25 protein-coding genes, 1 pseudogene and 1 CRISPR repeat array are annotated in these 18,533 nt (G+C 45.8%); of the genes and pseudogenes, 17 read left to right on the top strand and 9 right to left on the bottom strand.

The window, feature by feature from the left end:
- The first annotated feature begins 574 nt into the window (after positions 1-574).
- Positions 575-1,810, top strand: a complete 1,236-nt coding sequence (locus QUA71_RS16885; RefSeq protein ID WP_333286669.1) for a class I SAM-dependent methyltransferase — start codon at positions 575-577, stop codon at positions 1,808-1,810.
- 113 nt (positions 1,811-1,923) lie between these two features.
- On the opposite strand, the gene QUA71_RS16890 is transcribed toward QUA71_RS16885, so the two are convergent.
- The 3 genes from QUA71_RS16890 to QUA71_RS16900 all read right to left on the bottom strand — a co-directional run bounded on the left by QUA71_RS16890 (position 1,924) and on the right by QUA71_RS16900 (position 3,052).
- Positions 1,924-2,367, bottom strand: coding sequence for a PIN domain-containing protein (locus QUA71_RS16890; RefSeq protein WP_333286672.1), 444 nt, complete (start codon positions 2,365-2,367; stop codon positions 1,924-1,926).
- Positions 2,368-2,649, bottom strand: coding sequence for a hypothetical protein (locus tag QUA71_RS16895; RefSeq protein ID WP_333286674.1), 282 nt, complete (start codon positions 2,647-2,649; stop codon positions 2,368-2,370).
- Between the two features lie 259 nt (positions 2,650-2,908).
- Positions 2,909-3,052 (bottom strand): hypothetical protein, encoded by a 144-nt coding sequence (locus QUA71_RS16900; protein ID WP_333283859.1) that lies wholly within the window; start codon positions 3,050-3,052, stop codon positions 2,909-2,911.
- Between the two features lie 89 nt (positions 3,053-3,141).
- Here QUA71_RS16900 and QUA71_RS16905 point away from each other — a divergent pair, with 89 nt between their 5' ends.
- The 4 genes from QUA71_RS16905 to QUA71_RS16920 all read left to right on the top strand — a co-directional run bounded on the left by QUA71_RS16905 (position 3,142) and on the right by QUA71_RS16920 (position 6,455).
- On the top strand, positions 3,142-3,387 hold the full coding sequence (locus tag QUA71_RS16905; protein ID WP_333244187.1) for a hypothetical protein: 246 nt from the start codon (positions 3,142-3,144) through the stop codon (positions 3,385-3,387).
- A 222-nt stretch (positions 3,388-3,609) separates the two neighbouring features.
- Positions 3,610-5,282: direct repeats of the CRISPR family, unit length 36 nt; unit sequence GTCCCCACTCGCTGGGGAAACTAATTGAATGGAAAC.
- A gap of 130 nt (positions 5,283-5,412) precedes the next feature.
- Complete coding sequence (locus QUA71_RS16910) at positions 5,413-5,637, top strand: DUF433 domain-containing protein (RefSeq protein ID WP_333286676.1); 225 nt, start codon at positions 5,413-5,415, stop codon at positions 5,635-5,637.
- A gap of 105 nt (positions 5,638-5,742) precedes the next feature.
- A complete protein-coding gene (locus tag QUA71_RS16915) occupies positions 5,743-5,904 on the top strand; it encodes a DUF5615 family PIN-like protein (protein ID WP_333286699.1) in 162 nt (53 codons plus the stop codon).
- 185 nt (positions 5,905-6,089) lie between these two features.
- On the top strand, positions 6,090-6,455 hold the full coding sequence (locus QUA71_RS16920) for a DOPA 4,5-dioxygenase family protein (protein WP_333286678.1): 366 nt from the start codon (positions 6,090-6,092) through the stop codon (positions 6,453-6,455).
- A gap of 62 nt (positions 6,456-6,517) precedes the next feature.
- Here QUA71_RS16920 and moaA read toward each other — a convergent pair whose 3' ends face one another.
- A complete protein-coding gene (gene moaA / locus QUA71_RS16925) occupies positions 6,518-7,507 on the bottom strand; it encodes a GTP 3',8-cyclase MoaA (protein WP_333286681.1) in 990 nt (329 codons plus the stop codon).
- Between the two features lie 197 nt (positions 7,508-7,704).
- Here moaA and QUA71_RS16930 point away from each other — a divergent pair, with 197 nt between their 5' ends.
- From QUA71_RS16930 to QUA71_RS16975, 10 genes are all read left to right on the top strand, one after another.
- Entirely contained in the window at positions 7,705-8,154 is a 450-nt protein-coding gene (locus tag QUA71_RS16930) for a nitrate reductase associated protein (protein WP_333286683.1), read from the top strand.
- Between the two features lie 336 nt (positions 8,155-8,490).
- A complete protein-coding gene (locus QUA71_RS16935; protein WP_333286684.1) occupies positions 8,491-8,952 on the top strand; it encodes an ATP synthase subunit I in 462 nt (153 codons plus the stop codon).
- 55 nt (positions 8,953-9,007) lie between these two features.
- Entirely contained in the window at positions 9,008-9,766 is a 759-nt protein-coding gene (atpB, locus tag QUA71_RS16940) for a F0F1 ATP synthase subunit A (RefSeq protein WP_242717111.1), read from the top strand.
- Positions 9,767-9,894: 128 nt separating this feature from the next.
- On the top strand, positions 9,895-10,140 hold the full coding sequence (atpE, locus tag QUA71_RS16945) for an ATP synthase F0 subunit C (RefSeq protein ID WP_006631105.1): 246 nt from the start codon (positions 9,895-9,897) through the stop codon (positions 10,138-10,140).
- A 97-nt stretch (positions 10,141-10,237) separates the two neighbouring features.
- A complete protein-coding gene (locus QUA71_RS16950) occupies positions 10,238-10,723 on the top strand; it encodes a F0F1 ATP synthase subunit B' (RefSeq protein WP_006631106.1) in 486 nt (161 codons plus the stop codon).
- Positions 10,724-10,810: 87 nt separating this feature from the next.
- Positions 10,811-11,338 (top strand): F0F1 ATP synthase subunit B, encoded by a 528-nt coding sequence (locus QUA71_RS16955; RefSeq protein ID WP_006631107.1) that lies wholly within the window; start codon positions 10,811-10,813, stop codon positions 11,336-11,338.
- A gap of 3 nt (positions 11,339-11,341) precedes the next feature.
- Positions 11,342-11,887 (top strand): ATP synthase F1 subunit delta, encoded by a 546-nt coding sequence (gene atpH, locus QUA71_RS16960; protein WP_333286686.1) that lies wholly within the window; start codon positions 11,342-11,344, stop codon positions 11,885-11,887.
- A gap of 191 nt (positions 11,888-12,078) precedes the next feature.
- A complete protein-coding gene (gene atpA / locus QUA71_RS16965) occupies positions 12,079-13,596 on the top strand; it encodes a F0F1 ATP synthase subunit alpha (protein WP_333286687.1) in 1,518 nt (505 codons plus the stop codon).
- A gap of 131 nt (positions 13,597-13,727) precedes the next feature.
- Positions 13,728-14,678, top strand: a complete 951-nt coding sequence (locus tag QUA71_RS16970) for a F0F1 ATP synthase subunit gamma (protein WP_190657380.1) — start codon at positions 13,728-13,730, stop codon at positions 14,676-14,678.
- Between the two features lie 141 nt (positions 14,679-14,819).
- Positions 14,820-15,194 (top strand): hypothetical protein, encoded by a 375-nt coding sequence (locus tag QUA71_RS16975; protein WP_333286689.1) that lies wholly within the window; start codon positions 14,820-14,822, stop codon positions 15,192-15,194.
- A gap of 29 nt (positions 15,195-15,223) precedes the next feature.
- Here QUA71_RS16975 and QUA71_RS16980 read toward each other — a convergent pair whose 3' ends face one another.
- From QUA71_RS16980 to QUA71_RS17000, 5 genes and pseudogenes are all read right to left on the bottom strand, one after another.
- Positions 15,224-15,436 carry a helix-turn-helix domain-containing protein gene (locus tag QUA71_RS16980; RefSeq protein ID WP_190657372.1) on the bottom strand — a complete coding sequence of 71 codons (213 nt, stop codon included), beginning with the start codon at positions 15,434-15,436 and terminating at the stop codon, positions 15,224-15,226.
- Between the two features lie 57 nt (positions 15,437-15,493).
- Positions 15,494-15,607, bottom strand: a pseudogene (locus QUA71_RS16985) (helix-turn-helix domain-containing protein); the annotation flags it as partial.
- 60 nt (positions 15,608-15,667) lie between these two features.
- On the bottom strand, positions 15,668-15,835 hold the full coding sequence (locus tag QUA71_RS16990) for a helix-turn-helix domain-containing protein (RefSeq protein ID WP_445243790.1): 168 nt from the start codon (positions 15,833-15,835) through the stop codon (positions 15,668-15,670).
- 54 nt (positions 15,836-15,889) lie between these two features.
- Complete coding sequence (locus tag QUA71_RS16995) at positions 15,890-16,102, bottom strand: helix-turn-helix domain-containing protein (RefSeq protein WP_190735550.1); 213 nt, start codon at positions 16,100-16,102, stop codon at positions 15,890-15,892.
- A gap of 146 nt (positions 16,103-16,248) precedes the next feature.
- Positions 16,249-16,461, bottom strand: a complete 213-nt coding sequence (locus QUA71_RS17000) for a helix-turn-helix transcriptional regulator (RefSeq protein WP_332958465.1) — start codon at positions 16,459-16,461, stop codon at positions 16,249-16,251.
- A 149-nt stretch (positions 16,462-16,610) separates the two neighbouring features.
- Between QUA71_RS17000 and QUA71_RS17005 the strand changes: the two genes are divergently transcribed.
- Together QUA71_RS17005 and QUA71_RS17010 are read left to right on the top strand one after the other, a co-directional pair.
- Positions 16,611-17,054, top strand: a complete 444-nt coding sequence (locus QUA71_RS17005; protein ID WP_333286692.1) for a hypothetical protein — start codon at positions 16,611-16,613, stop codon at positions 17,052-17,054.
- A 478-nt stretch (positions 17,055-17,532) separates the two neighbouring features.
- On the top strand, positions 17,533-18,531 hold the full coding sequence (locus QUA71_RS17010) for a hypothetical protein (RefSeq protein ID WP_333286694.1): 999 nt from the start codon (positions 17,533-17,535) through the stop codon (positions 18,529-18,531).
- The last annotated feature ends 2 nt before the right edge of the window (positions 18,532-18,533 follow it).

Raw genomic sequence — 18,533 nt, forward strand, 5'->3', positions numbered from 1 at the left:
CCCGTCAGGAGGTTCGGGCGCGCTTACTTTCTTAGATTAAAATGTTTTGGTTTCATCTTTCTGCCTGCCGGGAAATGTCCGATCCGAAGGCAGGCACGGGGTACTCCCTCCGCTGCGCTCCGCCGGCATACCCGTGGAAAAAAAGACTCGGCAGGAGAGTTGCCTTTGGGCGATTGCAGCAAGTGCCGTCAATTAAGGGAAAAGAAAATCAAAAATTTTCTTCGGCCTTTTTCTGGGCGTTTACCTTTCTGCTTAAAGACGCCTCCGCTTTACCCGAAAGCTCAGCGTTGGGTGATTGACAGTCCTTGTTTGTTAAAAAGCCTGCCGACATTTATTGTATAGATTTAAGAGAGCGTATATGAGAAAAAATGATAAGTTTTATTACGCACTAGCTGTCAGGGCTTGGCAGTCATGGGTTGGTCGATCGCCCGATCCCTCTGTTTGAGGCTTGTCCAACGCCAGCGAAGCGACACTTTTGTTGCGAGTAACGCAGCCACAGAAGTGCATGGCGTAGCGCTGTTACCCCGTAGCTACTGACAACCAATCTCAAAACCCACGCACTATTACCTCACCTATGGATACTACGCCTGATATCAGCGCTGCCGTGCGGCGGCTTTACGATACTTTCCCCTTCCCGCCCGATCCTTTGTCAGATGAACCGCCCCCAGGGTACAACTGGCGCTGGAGTTGGCCTGATGCTTACAATTTTTGCACCGGGCAAAAGCCGCCAAAACTGGATATTCGGATTTTAGATGCTGGCTGCGGCACTGGTTCGAGCACCGATTATCTGATTCACCTCAATCCTGAAGCTTCGGTGACGGCGATCGACCTGAGTGAAGGTGCTTTGAAAGTAGCACAAGAACGCTGTCGGCGATCCGGAGCGCGAGAAGCTGATTTTCGCCACCTCAGCCTGTACGATGCCGCCGAGTTAGAGGGCGAGTTTGATTTGATCAACTGCGTCGGCGTGCTGCACCACTTACCCGATCCGATCCGGGGCATTCAAGCGCTGGCGGCGAAGTTGGCCGAGGGCGGTTTGATGCACATTTTTGTGTATGCTGAGCTCGGACGCTGGGAAATTCAATTGATGCAAAGGGCGATCGCGCTTCTCCAAGGCCCGCAAAAAGGTGACTATCCCGATGGTGTGAAAGTAGGTCGTCAAATCTTTGATTCCTTACCAGAAAACAACCGTCTTGTCAAGTACGAAAAACAGCGTTGGGCAGGAGAAAATCGGCGGGACGAATGTTTTGCTGATATGTACGTTCACCCGCAGGAAATTGACTACAATATTGAGACTTTGTTCGAGTTAATCGACGCTTCGGGATTGGAATTTATTGGTTTTTCAAATCCGGGATATTGGCAGTTAGAAAGACTTTTGGGCAAAGCGCCGGAATTGATAGAAAGAGCTCAGGGTTTGACGGAACGGGAGCTTTATCGATTAATTGAATTGTTAGATACGGAAATCACTCATTACGAGTTTTTCTTGGGCAAAAAGCCTGTTAATAAAATTGATTGGTCGGACGATAAGGCACTTTTGGCGGCAATTCCAGAGTTGAGTGGTTGTATGCACGGTTGGCCTAGTCAACAAGTGTTTGATTGCAACTACCAATTGATCAATTTGTCAAGTGCGGAATTTGAGTTTTTGCAAGGTTGTGTACCCCCCCCAGCCCCCCCTTGCCAAGGGGGGGAGAAAGAGGGAAGGCCGTCTGGCAAAAGCATAGGAGAGATTTTGACGGATGTGGAGATGGGATTGGATGAAGTGCGATCGATCTTATCAAAACAGCTCATTTTGCTAACACCCGGTAAAATCTAAGGGCGGGCTGTGGGGCCCAACCCCTACTCCCCACAATCAAATTAGCTTTTTGTGGAACAGGCATCTTGCCTGTTCTTGGCTCGGAGTATAATTTCTGTTAAATTCCCAATTAATCAAGGTTTTACACTTGGAGGATTAACAGCGGTAATTTGTGAATAACGAGCGAAATCAGCAATGTTAAAAGTTAGGATATGGGTTAAACCATGAACTAGCATAGCAGCAACTAGCCGCGCATCATGAACATTGACACCTATAACCTTATACGTTATCACCAGTCGCTCCCATTCTTGATAAATTGCTTCGGTATCCAATAAGAGAGGAAAAAGCTGTTTTAAGCGATTAATTTCTGCCTCTGCTTCTGTTGCAGTACGCCCTAATCCATTTCTCTGGAGCGGGCGCGTGCAAACGTTCCAAAACTCGATCAAATTTTGGGGTACGATATAAAGTTGTTCTCCGCGATCGCGCAGAGTAATCACGGCATTAACGGCATCAGGATTCATTGGGTGTGCTGTATCGATGCTACGCAGCAGTATGTTTGTATCTACGAGAAACGGCATTTAACCTCTGTCTCCATAAATGCTCTCTCTGCTAATAGCTTCATCTGAAAGAGTGGGGAAATTTAGGGTACGATGACTGTCAACCCATTCTTGAAATGCGATCGACCATTCTGTTGGGGTAGCTGTTTCATAAAAGGGACCTTGTTGAGGTTCAATTAGCTGTTTGAGCATCGCATCTAGTAATGGTTTAATCTGATCCGCCGTGCGGCTGGTGATTTTTGCCAAAACTTCAGTAATAGTCTGTATCTCTTGTTGGTGAGATTGCTGAAGATTGTGCAGCATAGTTATCCTTGAGTGTAAGTTTTTGGGTTGACAATAACAAAATAAATCGCACTTTTTAAATTGATTTTAATATTATAACTCTAGCGCCAAGCCTAGGAAGTAGGCGATTGCTCGTTCCCAGGTCAAAGCCTGGATGCACGTACTAGGATTTTCTGTCATTGCGAACGTAGTGAAGCAATCTCAAAGCTGACGCACCTTTCCCAAATCCCAAATCCCAAATGGATTGACACAGGCCCCCGTCTGCGGCTACGCTTTGAAGTTAGAGGTTGCTTTGCTTGTAGAGGAAGTAGCCCGCGTCGCCCAAAAATCTAGTTGCACTGCCCAAAGCTGCTGGTAACAGCAATGGACAGCTCACCGCCAAACTGGTATCAGCAGTCTGGAGGCTAACGGAGTATGATAACACTCTCTGTAGCCGCCCTGCTATGTCTTGAAATGCGGGGCGGCTGGGTTTTTGGGTTTTTCTAGAAAACCCAAAACCAGGAGAACATAATTATGTCACAGGAATTCTTGCCTGACGACAACAAATTCGATCGGCCAAATGACGACTCAGCAGCAGAATCGGAACAGGATGTGGTTTGTGTAACGGTGACAGGTTCGCCCAAGGGTGTCAGGGAAACCATACTCACCTTGTACCGGCTAGGATTTGCCGAAGTCGGCGATTGGAGTCCCGTACAGCGTGCAGCCAATCCGAAGCAAGTGATGAGTGTGCTGATTCGCCGTCGGAAGCGCAAAGCGTAGGTGTGACAAAAGCACCTGAGCCAGCGATTATTTAGCTGGTATTGCGAGGCTCGCGGTAAAATAGCTGAAACGCCTTTTTTGCGTCGCGAGCCTCGAAGAATGACTGGGAAAGGGTTTCAGCTATTTTTCTGGACGAGTAGTGGTGCGATTTCTCAAAAAAATCCCTGAGCCTCGCAAATCGCCTCTGGATACTTTGCGCTGTATGGGATGTACAATGCAGGAGTCCCCACTCGCTGGGGAAACTAATTGAATGGAAACAAAATGGTTTCAGCACTGTAGTCGGCAGCGGGAAAAGTCCCCACTCGCTGGGGAAACTAATTGAATGGAAACCCCATTGCTTTGTTTTGCTCTACTTCTGCTAGTAGTCCCCACTCGCTGGGGAAACTAATTGAATGGAAACGCTTGGCACGATCCGCTGAACCGGCACCGACAGCCGGTCCCCACTCGCTGGGGAAACTAATTGAATGGAAACACTTTACGACTGGTTTCGGAAAGTAAGCTATCTAGTCCCCACTCGCTGGGGAAACTAATTGAATGGAAACTGGATTCCCAGACTTAGATCTTCGGCCACATCGATTGTGTCCCCACTCGCTGGGGAAACTAATTGAATGGAAACGCGGCTATCCCTTGCGGGTATTCCTGGGCAACGTAGCACTGAGAGTCCCCACTCGCTGGGGAAACTAATTGAATGGAAACGTAATCCTCCCAGCATTTCCGCCATCAGTTACCATATTGTCCCCACTCGCTGGGGAAACTAATTGAATGGAAACGAATGTATCCACATTCATCGCCAAAATCCTCCGAAAGTCCCCACTCGCTGGGGAAACTAATTGAATGGAAACTTAGCCGTACTTTCTGCTGTGTAACCAAAAATTAAGTCCCCACTCGCTGGGGAAACTAATTGAATGGAAACTCAGATTGTAAGTTGATGAATGAACCCGCATAAATGCTCTCGTCCCCACTCGCTGGGGAAACTAATTGAATGGAAACCATTCTAAACAGATTTTAGGGATTGACAAGTCGGGAAAAATGTCCCCACTCGCTGGGGAAACTAATTGAATGGAAATGACCGAGCCGCAAAGGAACCGCGCCCAGAGCCAAACGTCCCCACTCGCTGGGGAAACTAATTGAATGGAAACACTAAAGATCCCGGTGCTGACTTGCTACCATCTAGCGTCCCCACTCGCTGGGGAAACTAATTGAATGGAAACACAAATGATACTTTACCGAATTTTTGGGTTAGGTTTGTCCCCACTCGCTGGGGAAAGTAATTGAATCGAAACCTAAGTGGGTATCTTTATCTGCTTCATAAGTTTGAAGCCCCCACTCGCTGGGGAAACTAATTGAATGGAAACTCAACACCGAGTTTATTGTCAATTTGACCAGTAAATTGTCCCCACTCGCTGGGGAAACTAATTGAATGGAAACTCAACCCACGGGAGCGGATCTGAAAATGGAGGGTTGATGAATACTGTTTTATTCCAGCTCCCCACTCGCTGGGGAAACTAATTGAATGGAAACCTTTCTCATTTGAGAGAATCGATAGAGAGTAGCTTGCCGGTCGTCCCCACTCGCTGGGGAAACTAATTGAATGGAAACGAAATCAGTTCAATCTTTGTCAGCGCTCCGATGTTTGGTGGCAAGTCCCCACTCGCTGGGGAAACTAATTGAATGGAAACATTTGTAGGCTGACGGGTGTATTACCGTCGTTGAGAGTCCCCACTCGCTGGGGAAACTAATTGAATGGAAACATAATCAGTGGCAAAAAACGGTGTTTATCAAGTCCCCACTCGCTGGGGAAACTAATTTAATGGAAACGCAACACGCCACGCTGCCTGAGCGCCTATCTTTCCGCTGCGCGCCCCACTCGCTGGGGAAACTAATTGAATGGAAAATCATCTGCCCTGGCTATTTTCAACGTCAGGGGTTTTTTTCTCACTACTTGCTCAAACCTGAAATCCTGACCTAAACAAACCAGGATTATTTGCAGTTATAATTACGCTTATTAGTACAAAATATTGCTTTATGGACTACCACGACATCATCACAATTGAACCTGGAAAACGCAGTGGCAAACCATGTATTCGGGGAATGCGAATCACCGTCTACGACATCTTAGAATATCTCGCAGGTGGCATGACGGAAGCCGAAATTATGGAAGATTTTTCAGAATTAACTTCGGCAGACATCAAAGCCTGCCTTGCTTTTGCCGCAGATCGTGAGAAAAAGTTATTTGTGGCCTCCCTGTAAAACTACTGTTGGACGAAAACCTCTCAGACCGAATTACTTAGAGAATTATCGGTTTTTCTCCCGATTCAGTTCATATCACAACCTTAGAACTGACAAATACTGATGATGCAGAAATTTGGGAAATATGCAACTACAAATGATTTTGTGATTGTTTCCAAAGATTCTGACTTTCACCAACGGAGTTTACTTTACGGTCATCCTCCCAAATTTATTTATCTCCGTGTTGGCAATTGCTCAACATCTAAAATTGTTCAAATGCTACAATAGGAAATCGACATCATTAGTCAGTTTGGAGATAGAGAAGCAGAGAGTATACTGGTATTGTCGTAGCAGGGAACCAAAGGAGCAAAGACTGAGGATATATTAAGTTAAGGAGTTTACAGGATGGAATAAAATCTCCAGCAAGTTAAGCTAATAAAAGTTGTTGATATCGGCTGAATAATTTACTGAAAATGATGAAAGAAGACACTATCACAATCGTTGGTTTTCATGCACATATTTACTTCGACGCTGATAATCGCGATGCCGCAGCGCGTGTACGAGAAGGATTGAGTCAGTTTGAGGTGCAGCTTGGGCGTTGGCATGACAAACCCATTGGCCCCCACCCCCAAGCGATGTATCAAGTTGCATTTTTACCAGACCAGTTTGGCAAAGTCGTTCCCTGGTTAATGCTGAATCGTGAGGGACTCAATATTCTCATTCACCCTGAAACAGGCGACGATGTGGCCGACCATACGAAACATTCTTTGTGGCTAGGAGAGAAACTAGAGTTGAATATCGAATTCCTGCGACCTAGGACAGCCAACGCAAGCTTCTGATCGATCTTCTTGCGCGCAACGTGAGGGCGAATCCACACTGACTTATCCCTGATAATAGATAATTAGCCGCCAATTTGAGACATTGTACGGCTGTAATTTCCTTGAGTAGTTCCCGAATCTCGCTGCTTGAAATTAATCTCGGGTTTAATCTCTAATATGTGCCGCACTCGATCGCGCAATTCGCTTGTAGGAGTCCCACCACGCAGAGCAGTTTTCAAGTCAATTTGACCCGTTTCGTTCAGCAGACAAGGCCGCAGCCACCCGTCCGCAGACAAACGCATCCGGTTGCAGCGATCGCAAAAACACTCGGACATTTGGCTGATAAATCCTAAAGTGCCCTTCGCCCCCGGAATTTGAAACACATCCGCCGGCCCATTTCCGCGAATTCCTGACTCGGCTAACCCGTATTTGTCGTTAATTTGTTGCCGCAATTCGGCTGAGGCTACCCAACCTTTATCGCCAAATAAATCCCCATTCCCGATCGGCATAAACTCAATAAAACGAACGTGCCAATTCCGGTTAATTGTTAACGCCGCTAAATCCAATATTTCGCTGTCATTCACACCGGGAATTACCACAACATTCAGTTTCAGCGGGTCGAATCCAGCTTGATAAGCCGCTTGAATTCCCTCCCAAACCTGCGTCCACCGCGATCGTCCCCGACTGCCAATTATCTTATCAAAAGTCTCCGGTTCCAAGGAATCCAAACTAATATTAATCCGGCGCAAACCAGCATTGTAGAGATTTTCCGCCATTCCCGCCAGCAAAAAGCCGTTGGTTGTCATGGATAAATCTCGGGTTTCCGGCATTGAGGCGATCGACCTCACCAATTCCACCACCCCAGGCCGCAGCAGCGGTTCCCCACCAGTCAACCGAAACTTGGTAAATCCCACCGGTATAAAAACTTCCCGCAGCAGAGTTAGCAATTCCGAGTGAGTTAACAACTGTTGCTGCAATACATAGTCCAACTCGCTACCTTCCGGCATACAGTAGAGACAGCGGAAGTTGCAGCGGTCTATCAAGCTAATCCGAAGGTAGTCTACGGTATCCATGTCAATAGTTTGTAATATTATTTAATTATAAATGCTGACTCAATTTTCTGCAATTATCGGCTGTAGAGTAAATCTCTAGTCTAAAATCTATAATCTAAAATACAATTAATATCATCCAAAAAGGGATACAAGCCCCCAGCTCCCGGCTGTAGAGTAAATCTAAAATCTAAAATCTAAAATCTAAAATTGCTAAATTTATGTTTTTTGAATTTGAAGCTGATTTTGTGGAAGCTTTGCGCTGCATTCCGATGCAGGTACGTCTCAAGTTAGATACTTGCGGCATTAAATTGAAGTTGCAGGATTGGAATCATTTCAACCAAGCAGAACGGCAAAGTCTTGTAGAGTTACCTTGCTTGACAGAAGCAGAAATTATCGACTACCGAGAAAAGCTCAACCAAGTGTTAATTAAACAGACAGGGAAACCGGGAACTGATTTGGCGGTTGATGAAAATCCCCCGTGGATGGATGCTGCAACTGTACCGGAGTCGGTTTCTGCAAAAGCGCAAGAGCTCGGCGTGACAATTTCTTTGGCCCAGTGGGCGAGTTTGCAGCCTCTACAGCGATTTGCTTTGATTAAGCTTAGTCGATCGAGCCACGAGAATAAAAATTTCATCCCGGCACTCCAAGAGTTTAAGGTTATTGAATGAGATCCAGTTTTAATTGACTTTTAGGGCGCAGAGGGCGCAGAGTCCGAGAAGGGAGAGTCTGCTCATTTATTTGCGCGATCGTCCTCTGTTTTTTCTCACTAAGTGAGAGGTATTTGGTGAGAAGGACGAGAACAACGTGTCAAAGAGTGTGGTCTGGCGGTGGGAGAGGTAGGGTGAGGTCGATCGGACATTTAACGGGTTGAGATTTCCGAAGCGCCCAACACCAAAATCAAAAAAAAGCATTAATTTAATTTTAAGTATTGTTACCGCAGCGTGGTATTATTTTTCTGAGTTTGCAAAGCACTCGCCTGCTACCTGCATTAGTTTCTGAGCTTCGTGAACACGCAAAACACACCCACCGAACCCACACCAGCAAACGAGGATATTCCTCAGGCTGGCACAGTCTCGACAGTCTCGACAGTCTCGTCCGAGACTAGCAATCCCATGCAAGACTTTTATCGCCTCCAACAAGAGTTGTTGGCGTACACCCTTGCATTTACGGCGATTATTTTTATCTCCGTTTGGATTTTTTACTCGCTCAACATTGCCCTGAATTATTTGCTTGGGGCGAGCACAGGTGTGGTTTACTTAAAGATGTTGGCTAGAGACGTTGAACGAATCGGCAGCCAAAATCAACGCATCAGCAAGACAAGGCTCGGTGTGTTTTTAGCGGTGATGATAGTAGGAACACAGTGGAATCAGCTACAGATTTTACCGATATTTTTGGGATTTCTGACTTACAAAGCTGCGCTGTTGGTTTACGTGATCCGAAGTGCATTAGCACTAGACTACAGGTAGGTCAGGCAATTCGAGCAAAACTCAACTCATCGATTTGTATGGGGAAGCCCGTTGAATGGCAATGCTTGACGTTCTAAACACCTTTAATCGTTTCCCCCTCGCCAAATTGGAAGTTGGCCAGCAGTTGTACTGGCAACTCGGCAATCTGAAAGTGCACGGGCAGGTTTTTCTAACCTCGTGGTTTGTAATTGCTGTTTTAGTCGTAGTTTCGATTTTAGGAACCAGCAAAATCCAGCGAATTCCCAGCGGAATGCAAAATTTTATGGAGTATGCGCTGGAATTTATTCGGGACTTGGCTAAAAACCAAATTGGGGAAAAAGAATATCGCCCTTGGGTACCGTTTATTGGTACATTATTTCTGTTCATCTTTGTGTCAAACTGGTCTGGCGCTCTAATTCCTTGGAAGCTGATTAAGCTGCCATCAGGCGAATTGGGAGCTCCTACCGCTGACATCAACACGACGGTAGCATTTGCACTGCTGACTTCTCTAGCATATTTTTATGCAGGTCTCAGCAAAAGCGGCTTGGGGTATTTCGCCCACTATGTTGAACCGGTGCCTTTCATGTTGCCGTTCAAAATCATAGAAGATTTCACTAAGCCTCTGTCCCTAAGTTTCCGTTTGTTTGGCAACATTCTTGCGGACGAATTGGTGGTCGGAGTGCTAGTGTTGCTAGTGCCTTTATTTGTTCCTCTGCCAGTGATGGTTCTGGGACTATTTACCAGTGCAATTCAAGCTTTGATTTTTGCAACCTTAGCCGCAGCCTACATAGGTGAAGCTCTAGAAGGCGGTCACGGCGAAGAACACCACGATTAACTAACGATAAACGGCGAAGAATGAATGAGGAAAAAGAAAATTTCTGAGCTCAAACTTCCTCCCGTCACATCGGACAATTCTGTAGACTTTCTGTTCTCAATTTTGTACTTTAGATAAGGAAAATCATCATGAACCCAACAGTTGCTGCCGCTTCCGTAATTGCCGCCGCTTTGGCAGTAGGTTTAGCTGCAATCGGCCCTGGCATCGGTCAAGGTAATGCAGCAGGTCAGGCTGTAGAAGGGATTGCCCGTCAGCCGGAAGCAGAAGGTAAAATTCGCGGCACCTTGCTGTTGAGTTTGGCGTTCATGGAAGCGCTCACAATTTACGGTTTGGTCGTAGCCCTAGTGCTGCTGTTTGCCAACCCCTTCGCATAATAATTGGAAATTTTAGATTTGAGGTTTTGGCGATTCTAATCCAAAATCTCAAATCTAAAATCGATTAAGCGAATTAGATGGAAGCCGTCAAAAAATCATGATGCACTGGACAGTATTACTAGCAGTTGAAGAAGCGGCTAAGGAAGGGGGACTGTTTGATATAGATGCTACGCTGCCTCTGATGGCGGTGCAGTTTTTAATTCTAGTCGCAGTCTTGAATGTAATTTTTTACAAGCCGCTCAGCAAGTCAATTGACGATCGCGCCGATTACATTCGCAACACTCAAGTCTCCGCCCAAGAACGCTTGGCAAAAGCTCAGCAACTAGCGCAGCAGTACGAGCAAAAACTGGGAGAAACTCGCAAACAGTCTCAATCAGTAATTGCTGCTGCTCAAGCTGATGCCCAAAAAATTGGGGCAGCCAAAGTAGCTGAGGCTCAACAAGAAGCTCAAGTCGCGCGAGAAAAGGCTGGGCAAGAAATAGAGCAGCAAAAGCAAGAAGCAATGCGCTCACTAGAACAACAAGTAGACGCGCTCAGCGGCCAAATTCTCGAAAAGCTATTAGGGCAGTCGCTGGCCAAATAGCGAGACCGAAGAGTTTTAGATTTTGGAGGGAATCTTAAATCTAAAATCGCTTCACCCAATCTGCACGCGCAATTATGGAAGAGTATCATGGGGACTGTTTTATTGCTAGCCACAGAAGCTAGCGGCGAAGGTGGTTTCGGTTTAAATTTCGATATTTTAGAAACCAACCTGATTAACCTGGTCATTATTATTGCAGTGCTGTTTTATTTCGGGCGCGGATTTGTAGGTAAAATCCTGACTGAAAGGCGTTCGGGCATCCAAGAGGCGATTCAAGAAGCAGAAAAACGCCAAAAAGATGCAGCAGCAGCTCTAGCAGAGCAACAGCAAAAATTGACTCAAGCGCAAGCAGAAGCGGAACGAATTCGGGCCGCTGCTGAAGAAACTGCCAAGAAAGCAAAAGAAGCAATTCTAGCTCAGGCAGCGCAAGACGTTGAAAGAATGAGAGCAACGGCAGGTCAAGAGTTGGAAGCAGAGCGGGAAAGAGCGATCGCCCAACTGCGATCGGCGGTTGTATCTCTGGCATTAGCAAAGGTGGAAAGCCAGCTAAAAACTAGCTTGGACGACAGCGCTCAACACCAATTAATCGATCGCAGCATTGCGTTACTGGGAGGCTAAAACGTGAGTACAGTCAGCACAGAAGTCTTACAGCCTTACGCATCTGCCTTGATGTCACTGGCTCAGTCCAACAATCTCTCAGAGAAGTTTGGCGAAGATATTCGTTCCTTACTGAGCCTGCTAGAAGGTTCGGAAGACTTGCGTCAATTTTTAGCCAATCCGCTGGTAAAACCGGATGCTAAAAAAGCCGTGATTCAGCAAATAGCGGGTGAAGAAATGAGCCCCTTGATGCACAGCTTTCTGAAGCTATTAGTAGACAAAGGAAGAATTCTTTTTTTAGAAGGAATTGGCAAACAATACTTGGCAAGGCTCCGAGAACTAAACCAAACAGTATTGGCTGAAGTTACATCGGCAGTCCCGCTTTCAGACGCTCAACAGCAGACTGTTCGCGAGAAAGTGCAGGCGATGACCAGCGCTAGAAGCGTAGAAATTGAAACCAAAATAGACGCAGATTTAATCGGCGGTGTGGTAATCAAAGTAGGCTCTCAAGTAATTGATGCCAGCCTGCGGGGACAATTGCGCCGTCTGGGACTTCGCTTGAATTCCTGATTTAAGGAAGCAGGAGGAAGGAAGAAGGAAGCAGGAAAAAGGAAGAAGGAAGAATCAAACAGGAAGCAGGAATAAATTAATTTCTGTTTTTGAGTTGTTAGTCCCAAATTCTTACTACCAAATCCCTATTCTTTCTTGCGGAAAACATCGACAGACAACTAACAACTGACAACTGACAAATAATAACTAACATGGCAGCAATCAGACCTGACGAAATTAGCAGCATTATTCGCCAGCAAATTGAGCAGTACGACCAAGACGTAAAAGTCTCTAACGTTGGTACTGTTCTGCAAGTAGGCGACGGTATTGCCCGGATTTATGGCTTGGATAAAGCCATGTCTGGGGAATTGCTAGAATTTGCCGACGGCACCGTGGGCATTGCACTGAACCTCGAAGAAGATAACGTGGGTGCAGTGTTGATGGGCCAAGGCCTCGGCATTCAAGAAGGTTCGGCAGTTACTGCTACTGGCAGAATTGCTGAAGTCCCCGTGGGTGAAGCAATGTTGGGACGGGTAGTTGATGCTTTGGCCCGTCCGATTGACGGCAAAGGAGAAATTAAAACTACTGAATCTCGCTTGATTGAATCTCCGGCACCGGGGATTGTTTCTCGCCGTTCTGTTTACGAACCCATGCAAACAGGAATTACCGCTATTGATGCGATGATTCCGGTGGGAAGAGGACAGCGGGAACTGATTATCGGTGACAGACAAACCGGTAAAACTGCGATCGCGATCGACACGATTATTAACCAAAAATCGGAAAACGTGATCTGCGTTTACGTGGCGATCGGTCAAAAAGCTTCTACAGTAGCTAACATCGTCAACGTCCTGCAAGAAAAGGGCGCGATGGACTACACGATCGTAGTAGCAGCCAACGCTAGCGACCCCGCAACCCTGCAATACTTGGCTCCCTACACAGGTGCTAGCTTAGCCGAGTATTTCATGTACAAAGGCAAGCACACTTTGGTCATTTACGATGACCTTTCCAAACAAGCACAAGCTTACCGCCAAATGTCTCTGTTGCTGCGCCGTCCTCCCGGTCGCGAAGCTTATCCCGGAGACGTGTTTTACCTGCACTCTCGCTTGCTAGAACGCGCTGCTAAATTGAGCGACGAGTTGGGCGAAGGCAGCATGACTGCTTTGCCGATTATCGAAACCCAAGCTGGTGACGTTTCTGCTTACATTCCGACGAACGTAATTTCGATTACCGACGGTCAAATCTTCCTTTCTTCTGACTTGTTTAACGCTGGTTTGCGTCCTGCAGTAAACCCCGGTATTTCAGTATCGCGGGTAGGTTCGGCAGCTCAAACTAAGGCGATGAAAAAAGTAGCCGGTAAGGTGAAATTGGAATTGGCGCAGTTTGAAGAACTGGCAGCATTTTCTCAGTTTGCTTCTGACTTGGATAAAGCTACTCAGAATCAATTGTCGCGCGGTCAGCGCTTGCGGGAACTGTTGAAACAGCCCCAAAGCTCGCCTCTGCCGATGAACGAACAAGTAGCTGTGATCTATGCCGGTATTAACGGTTATATGGATGACATTCCGGTGGAAAAAGTCAGCAAGTTTACTGTGGGTTTGCGCGACTATTTGCGGACTAGCAAGCCGAAGTACGGCGAAATTGTTCAAGGCGGAAAAGCTTTGACTGATGAAGCTGAAAAGCTGCTGAAAGAAGGCATCACTGAATACAAGCAAAGTTTTCTAGTTTCTGCGTAGTAGACAAGTAGGAATTTTGAACCGCAGATGAACGCGGATTAACGCAGGTAATCTGAAGTTAATCTGCGTTACTCTGCGTTAATCGGCGGTTTTAATTAAGAAGATGCGGGCAAGGATGTAAGGAGAAAGTTATGGCAAATCTGAAAACTATTCGCGATCGCATTAAGTCGGTCAAGAACACTAAAAAGATTACAGAAGCGATGCGTTTGGTGGCCGCTGCAAAGGTGCGCCGCGCTCAAGAACAGGTGACTGCTACTCGGCCTTTTGCCGATCGGCTGGCAGAGGTATTGTACGGTTTGGCGGAACGCTTGCAGTTTGAAAACCTTGATTTGCCGCTGCTGAAAAAACGCGAAGTGCGATCGGTGGGACTGTTGGTAGTTTCGGGCGATCGGGGTTTGTGCGGCGGCTACAACAGCAACATCATCAAATACGCCGAAAATCGCGCTAAGGAAATCAAAGCTGAAGGCTTAGACTACAAATACGTGTTGGTAGGACGCAAAGCTACTCAGTATTTCCAGCGCCGCGAACAGCCGATCGATGCTACTTACGCTAACTTGGAACAAATTCCCACAGCACCGGAAGCGGCACAAATTGCTGACGAATTGCTTTCCTTGTTCCTGTCGGGAACTGTGGACAGAGTTGAGCTAGTTTACACCAAGTTTGTGTCGCTAATTAGTTCGCGTCCGGTAATTCAAACTTTGCTGCCCCTCGACCCCCAAGGTTTGGAAACTCCCGATGATGAAATCTTCCGCTTGACATCGCAAGGCGGACAGTTTCAAGTATCGCGGGAGAAGGTTGCTTCACCTACGAAAAGCTTGCCCAGGGACATGATTTTCGAGCAAGATCCGGCGCAAATTCTGGAGGCTCTTTTGCCCTTGTATTTGAACAACCAATTGCTGCGGGCTTTGCAAGAGTCTGCTGCTAGCGAGTTGGCGGCGCGGATGACTGCGATGAACAATGCTAGTGAGAATGCTAGCGATTTGATCCGTAGTTTGACGCTGACTTATAACAAGGCGCGGCAAGCAGCAATTACTCAGGAAATCCTGGAAGTTTCCGGCGGTGCTGAGGCTTTGAAGGGTTAGGTTAGGGTTGACAATTTGTTGATTTTATGGTATGCGTCTGAGGTAACTCAGGCGCTTTTTTTAAAATATTTCGGCTGCACGAGCTTTCATCTCTGATAGAGTCGAAGTATTGAACGCGATTGTGCGATCGTCTTTAAAAAAATGGCAAAAAAAATCTGGATTGTCTACAAAACCGAAAGCATGAGTGCTCCCGGCTGGGAACAACGTCAGCTTATGCCGAGGGGCGGTCTAACTAATATACTTTGGGAAAATTGGACTTGGGAAGAAAACCCAGAAATTCCTCAAGTAGGGGACAAAACCCGCGATTATGAAAATCTATCTGACCCCGGTAATGGAGTCACCCACGGGAAAGATGGAGATTGGGTAGTTACTCGCGTTCAGCAGTTTTCTGCTTCGGATACTGAGGAGCGAATTGTGGTGTGTTACTGTTCTTACCAACCTGTTCCATCGGATTGGGAAGCGCTACAACGGGGTGAGTCTGTCAATCAGATGGTAGCAACTGTCGAGCAATATTGACTGGATAATTAGTTCGTAAAAGCGATCGCCTATTCCTGCACAATCTCATACAAATCTTCGATCGACAAATCAAAAGTCCTTGCCAACTTGTGCAAGGCTGTCACGTCAACAGTTGCTAATCCAGGCGATCGGGCATAGGTTCTCAGCGTGCTGTAGACTACGCCCGATCGCTCTGACACCTCTTTCAGCGTCCAGCCTTTCTCAGCAGCCAACTCTCGAACCCGCAACTTAATTAAGCCCATAACCTCTTGAGATGTGATTAATATAAGTCAGAGAATTGTACTGTAAAAAGCGATCGCCTACTCTTTGACGACCTCAACCAAATCTTCCACCATCACGTCAAAAGTACGTGCTAACTTCAACAGACAAGTGATATCAAATCCGTTAGCATCGGAATAGTAAATTCGAGTTGACTGTTGACGGTTGACTGTTCACGGCGTCAACAGTCAACAGTCAACAGTCAACCGTCAACATCATTCCGGTGTAACCGGAAATGATATGAAATCAACCATTGCCATTCCCGGAGAACGTGAATAGGTGGTGAGTGTGCTGTAAATGACTCCCGATCGCTCAGAAACCTCTTTGATCGTCCAGCCTTTCTCAGCAGCAAATTCTTTAACCCGCAATCTAATTAAACCCATTGACAAAAAACTAGATTTACTCTGGGATAAAATTTTATCGTAAAAAGCGATCGCTCACTCCTGCACAATTTCCACCAAGTCTTCAATCATTACATCAAAGGTGCGAGCCAATTTGTGTATAGAAATAAAGTCAATGGTTGACACTCCCGGACAGCGGGCGTAGTGTCTGACGGTGCTGTAAATTACTCCCGATCGTTCTGAAACTTCTTTCAGCGTCCAGCCTTTCTCGCTAGCTAGTTCTCTGACTTTTAACCTGACTAAACCCATACTTGACAAATGATGGTGTACCATCATCGGATAGTTTTATCCCAAAAAGCGATCGCCTACTCTTTGACGACCCTCAATCTAATTAAACCCATTGACAAAAAACTAGATTTACTCTGGGATAAAATTTTATCGTAAAAAGCGATCGCTCACTCCTGCACAATCTCATACAAATCTTCGATCGACAAATCAAAAGTCCTAGCCAACTTGTGCAAGGCTGTCACGTCAACTGTTGCTAATCCAGGCGATCGGGCATAGGTTCTGAGCGTGCTGTAGACTACGCCCGATCGCTCTGAAACTTCTTTCAGCGTCCAGCCCTTCTCGGCAGCGAATTCTCGCACCCGCAACTTAATTAATCCCATAACCTCTTGACAGTTGACTAATATAAGTCATATAGTTATAATGTAAAAAGCGATCGCCCCAACGTCTGGAAAACTTAAAGACGATCGCCTATCCAAATTCAATCCCTTTACAAAAGTTTGTACTCTTTACAAAGGATTTGCTTAACATCATGTTAACAAAATTTTCGCGAAAATCAACCCCCAGACACAGATTGAGCCGGTTTGTGACGAAAGAGGCGATCGCGCGGCTGCTGAAAATCAAGGTAGAACAAATATATCGCTTCGAGTGCTGGGCGCATATCCTGTACGTGCACGCTAAAGGGATGAGTCGGTTTGTGAGTTATGCCGACTTTCCGCCTGTTTTGGGAGTGGAATCGCCCTCTGGTTTAGATTTTGGTTATTGGAAGCGCCGTTGGGCGAGTCAGAAGGAGAGACACGCGCCGGATTTTTGGGTGGATTTTTATGCGGCGAGATTTCAGAAAGCTGTTTGTGTTTCTGAATTGTTGGAGTGGGGGGAAATGGTGGGGGTGATTAAATTGATGTTAAGTCGAATAGCTCTGGAGTCGCTGCGAAAGGTTTATGCACAAGAAAAATCTCTGCTAGAACATTTCTAAATACTAAATGATTAACGATCAGGATTTTCTGCACGGTGCAGCGTTCTTAAGATTAATTAACTCTGGCTCTAGGATTACTATCACCCATGCCTTTGAAATACATCAGTCAATATACTTAGTTGAAAGTGATAGCAGTAAGTCAGCTATTCTCTTCAAAGTTTCTAAGAAAGCTACTTCTGCATGGTCTTTCACCTTGAGCGCTCAGGAAAAATCTGCTCTAGCTACTGTGTATGACAAGTATCCTGACTTTTCGGCATTTATAGCGCTAGTTTGTCACAAAGACGGTATTTGCTGTATAGCTGAAGAGCGATTGTGGAGTATAGTTGATAAAAATGCAGATATTAGTGTTCAACACATATCCGTGTCTAGGCGACCTCACGGAAGTTACCATGTAAGTGGCCCAGGCAGGCAGCAGATGAATCAGACTGTACCTCAGAATGATTGGCCTCGCGTAGTTTTGTAAAATAAAAAAACCGCTATGAGTAAAATTCCTATTAAAAATGATGGCTATTGTATCAACAAGTTTCTTGACAGGATTAAGAGCCAACTGGGAGACACAGCAGCAGAGCAGTTAAAGCAAGCTGCTGTTGAAATTGTTCAAAATTGCGTTGATGTTTACTCAACCACATTTGGCAGTGGTGATGTTGGTGCTACAGGAACAGGTATTGTTAGCAATCATCATAAAGGCAAAATACCTAATGGTACTACTGGACTAATCTATGGCAAAGTCCAAAGCGGCAAAACTAATACTACCATTGCTACGCTGGCACTTGCTGAAGCTAATAAATTTCGTTGCTTCATTGTATTAACATCTGATAATACATGGCTCGGCAAACAAACAGCAGAGCGTTTCACGAATCAGATCAAAGGTGGCCCTGTTGTCCGTAATTGGGAACAATGGAAAAATGATCCCATAGAATTCGGTAATCAACTGCACGACTATATTAATGATACTGGTGTTGTCTTAGTATCCACAAAAAATGGGCGTCATCTTGAGAACTTGCTTAAGGTTCTCAAGTCGGCTAAAGCCAGTAGCGTACCCACTCTGATCTTTGATGATGAGGCTGACAATGCTAGTCTAAATACCAACGAAGCCAAGCAAGCTAAGAAGGAAAAAAATACGGTTCCTGATAGTAAGATATTTGAATTAATAGCCAAAATTAGGCAACAAGTTGCTAATCACATATATTTACAAATTACAGCTACCCCTCAAAGCTTGTTGCTGCAAAATGTCGATCACGTCTGTAAGCCAGCCTTTTGCGTACTCTCTAAACCAGGAAAAAAATATATAGGAGGAGACAAATTTTTTGAACAAAATAGCCAACATTGCTGTCCGGTGGAAGCCGAAGAACTGGATAAGTTAAAAAAACAGAGAGGAAAAATCAACCCTGGAGATAATTGGGGTAATTGCTCAACTAGGGGAAAAAATGGAGCCATCAATAGAGAGAGCTTGTTGAATAGATTGATAAGCAGTTAAAC

This window comes from Microcoleus sp. MON1_C5, from assembly GCF_036701875.1.
GTDB lineage: Bacteria > Cyanobacteriota > Cyanobacteriia > Cyanobacteriales > Microcoleaceae > Microcoleus.

Coding starts and splice junctions, on each gene's coding strand:
- QUA71_RS16885 (WP_333286669.1), top strand. CDS start 575: ATGGATACTACGCCTGATATCAGCGCTGCCGTGCGGCGGCTTTACGAT.
- QUA71_RS16890 (WP_333286672.1), bottom strand. CDS start 2,367: ATGCCGTTTCTCGTAGATACAAACATACTGCTGCGTAGCATCGATACA.
- QUA71_RS16895 (WP_333286674.1), bottom strand. CDS start 2,649: ATGCTGCACAATCTTCAGCAATCTCACCAACAAGAGATACAGACTATT.
- QUA71_RS16905 (WP_333244187.1), top strand. CDS start 3,142: ATGTCACAGGAATTCTTGCCTGACGACAACAAATTCGATCGGCCAAAT.
- QUA71_RS16910 (WP_333286676.1), top strand. CDS start 5,413: ATGGACTACCACGACATCATCACAATTGAACCTGGAAAACGCAGTGGC.
- QUA71_RS16915 (WP_333286699.1), top strand. CDS start 5,743: ATGCAGAAATTTGGGAAATATGCAACTACAAATGATTTTGTGATTGTT.
- QUA71_RS16920 (WP_333286678.1), top strand. CDS start 6,090: ATGATGAAAGAAGACACTATCACAATCGTTGGTTTTCATGCACATATT.
- moaA (WP_333286681.1), bottom strand. CDS start 7,507: ATGGATACCGTAGACTACCTTCGGATTAGCTTGATAGACCGCTGCAAC.
- QUA71_RS16930 (WP_333286683.1), top strand. CDS start 7,705: ATGTTTTTTGAATTTGAAGCTGATTTTGTGGAAGCTTTGCGCTGCATT.
- atpB (WP_242717111.1), top strand. CDS start 9,008: ATGGCAATGCTTGACGTTCTAAACACCTTTAATCGTTTCCCCCTCGCC.
- atpE (WP_006631105.1), top strand. CDS start 9,895: ATGAACCCAACAGTTGCTGCCGCTTCCGTAATTGCCGCCGCTTTGGCA.
- QUA71_RS16950 (WP_006631106.1), top strand. CDS start 10,238: ATGATGCACTGGACAGTATTACTAGCAGTTGAAGAAGCGGCTAAGGAA.
- QUA71_RS16955 (WP_006631107.1), top strand. CDS start 10,811: ATGGGGACTGTTTTATTGCTAGCCACAGAAGCTAGCGGCGAAGGTGGT.
- atpA (WP_333286687.1), top strand. CDS start 12,079: ATGGCAGCAATCAGACCTGACGAAATTAGCAGCATTATTCGCCAGCAA.
- QUA71_RS16970 (WP_190657380.1), top strand. CDS start 13,728: ATGGCAAATCTGAAAACTATTCGCGATCGCATTAAGTCGGTCAAGAAC.
- QUA71_RS16975 (WP_333286689.1), top strand. CDS start 14,820: ATGGCAAAAAAAATCTGGATTGTCTACAAAACCGAAAGCATGAGTGCT.
- QUA71_RS16980 (WP_190657372.1), bottom strand. CDS start 15,436: ATGGGCTTAATTAAGTTGCGGGTTCGAGAGTTGGCTGCTGAGAAAGGC.
- QUA71_RS16990 (WP_445243790.1), bottom strand. CDS start 15,835: ATGGGTTTAATTAGATTGCGGGTTAAAGAATTTGCTGCTGAGAAAGGC.
- QUA71_RS16995 (WP_190735550.1), bottom strand. CDS start 16,102: ATGGGTTTAGTCAGGTTAAAAGTCAGAGAACTAGCTAGCGAGAAAGGC.
- QUA71_RS17000 (WP_332958465.1), bottom strand. CDS start 16,461: ATGGGATTAATTAAGTTGCGGGTGCGAGAATTCGCTGCCGAGAAGGGC.
- QUA71_RS17005 (WP_333286692.1), top strand. CDS start 16,611: ATGTTAACAAAATTTTCGCGAAAATCAACCCCCAGACACAGATTGAGC.
- QUA71_RS17010 (WP_333286694.1), top strand. CDS start 17,533: ATGAGTAAAATTCCTATTAAAAATGATGGCTATTGTATCAACAAGTTT.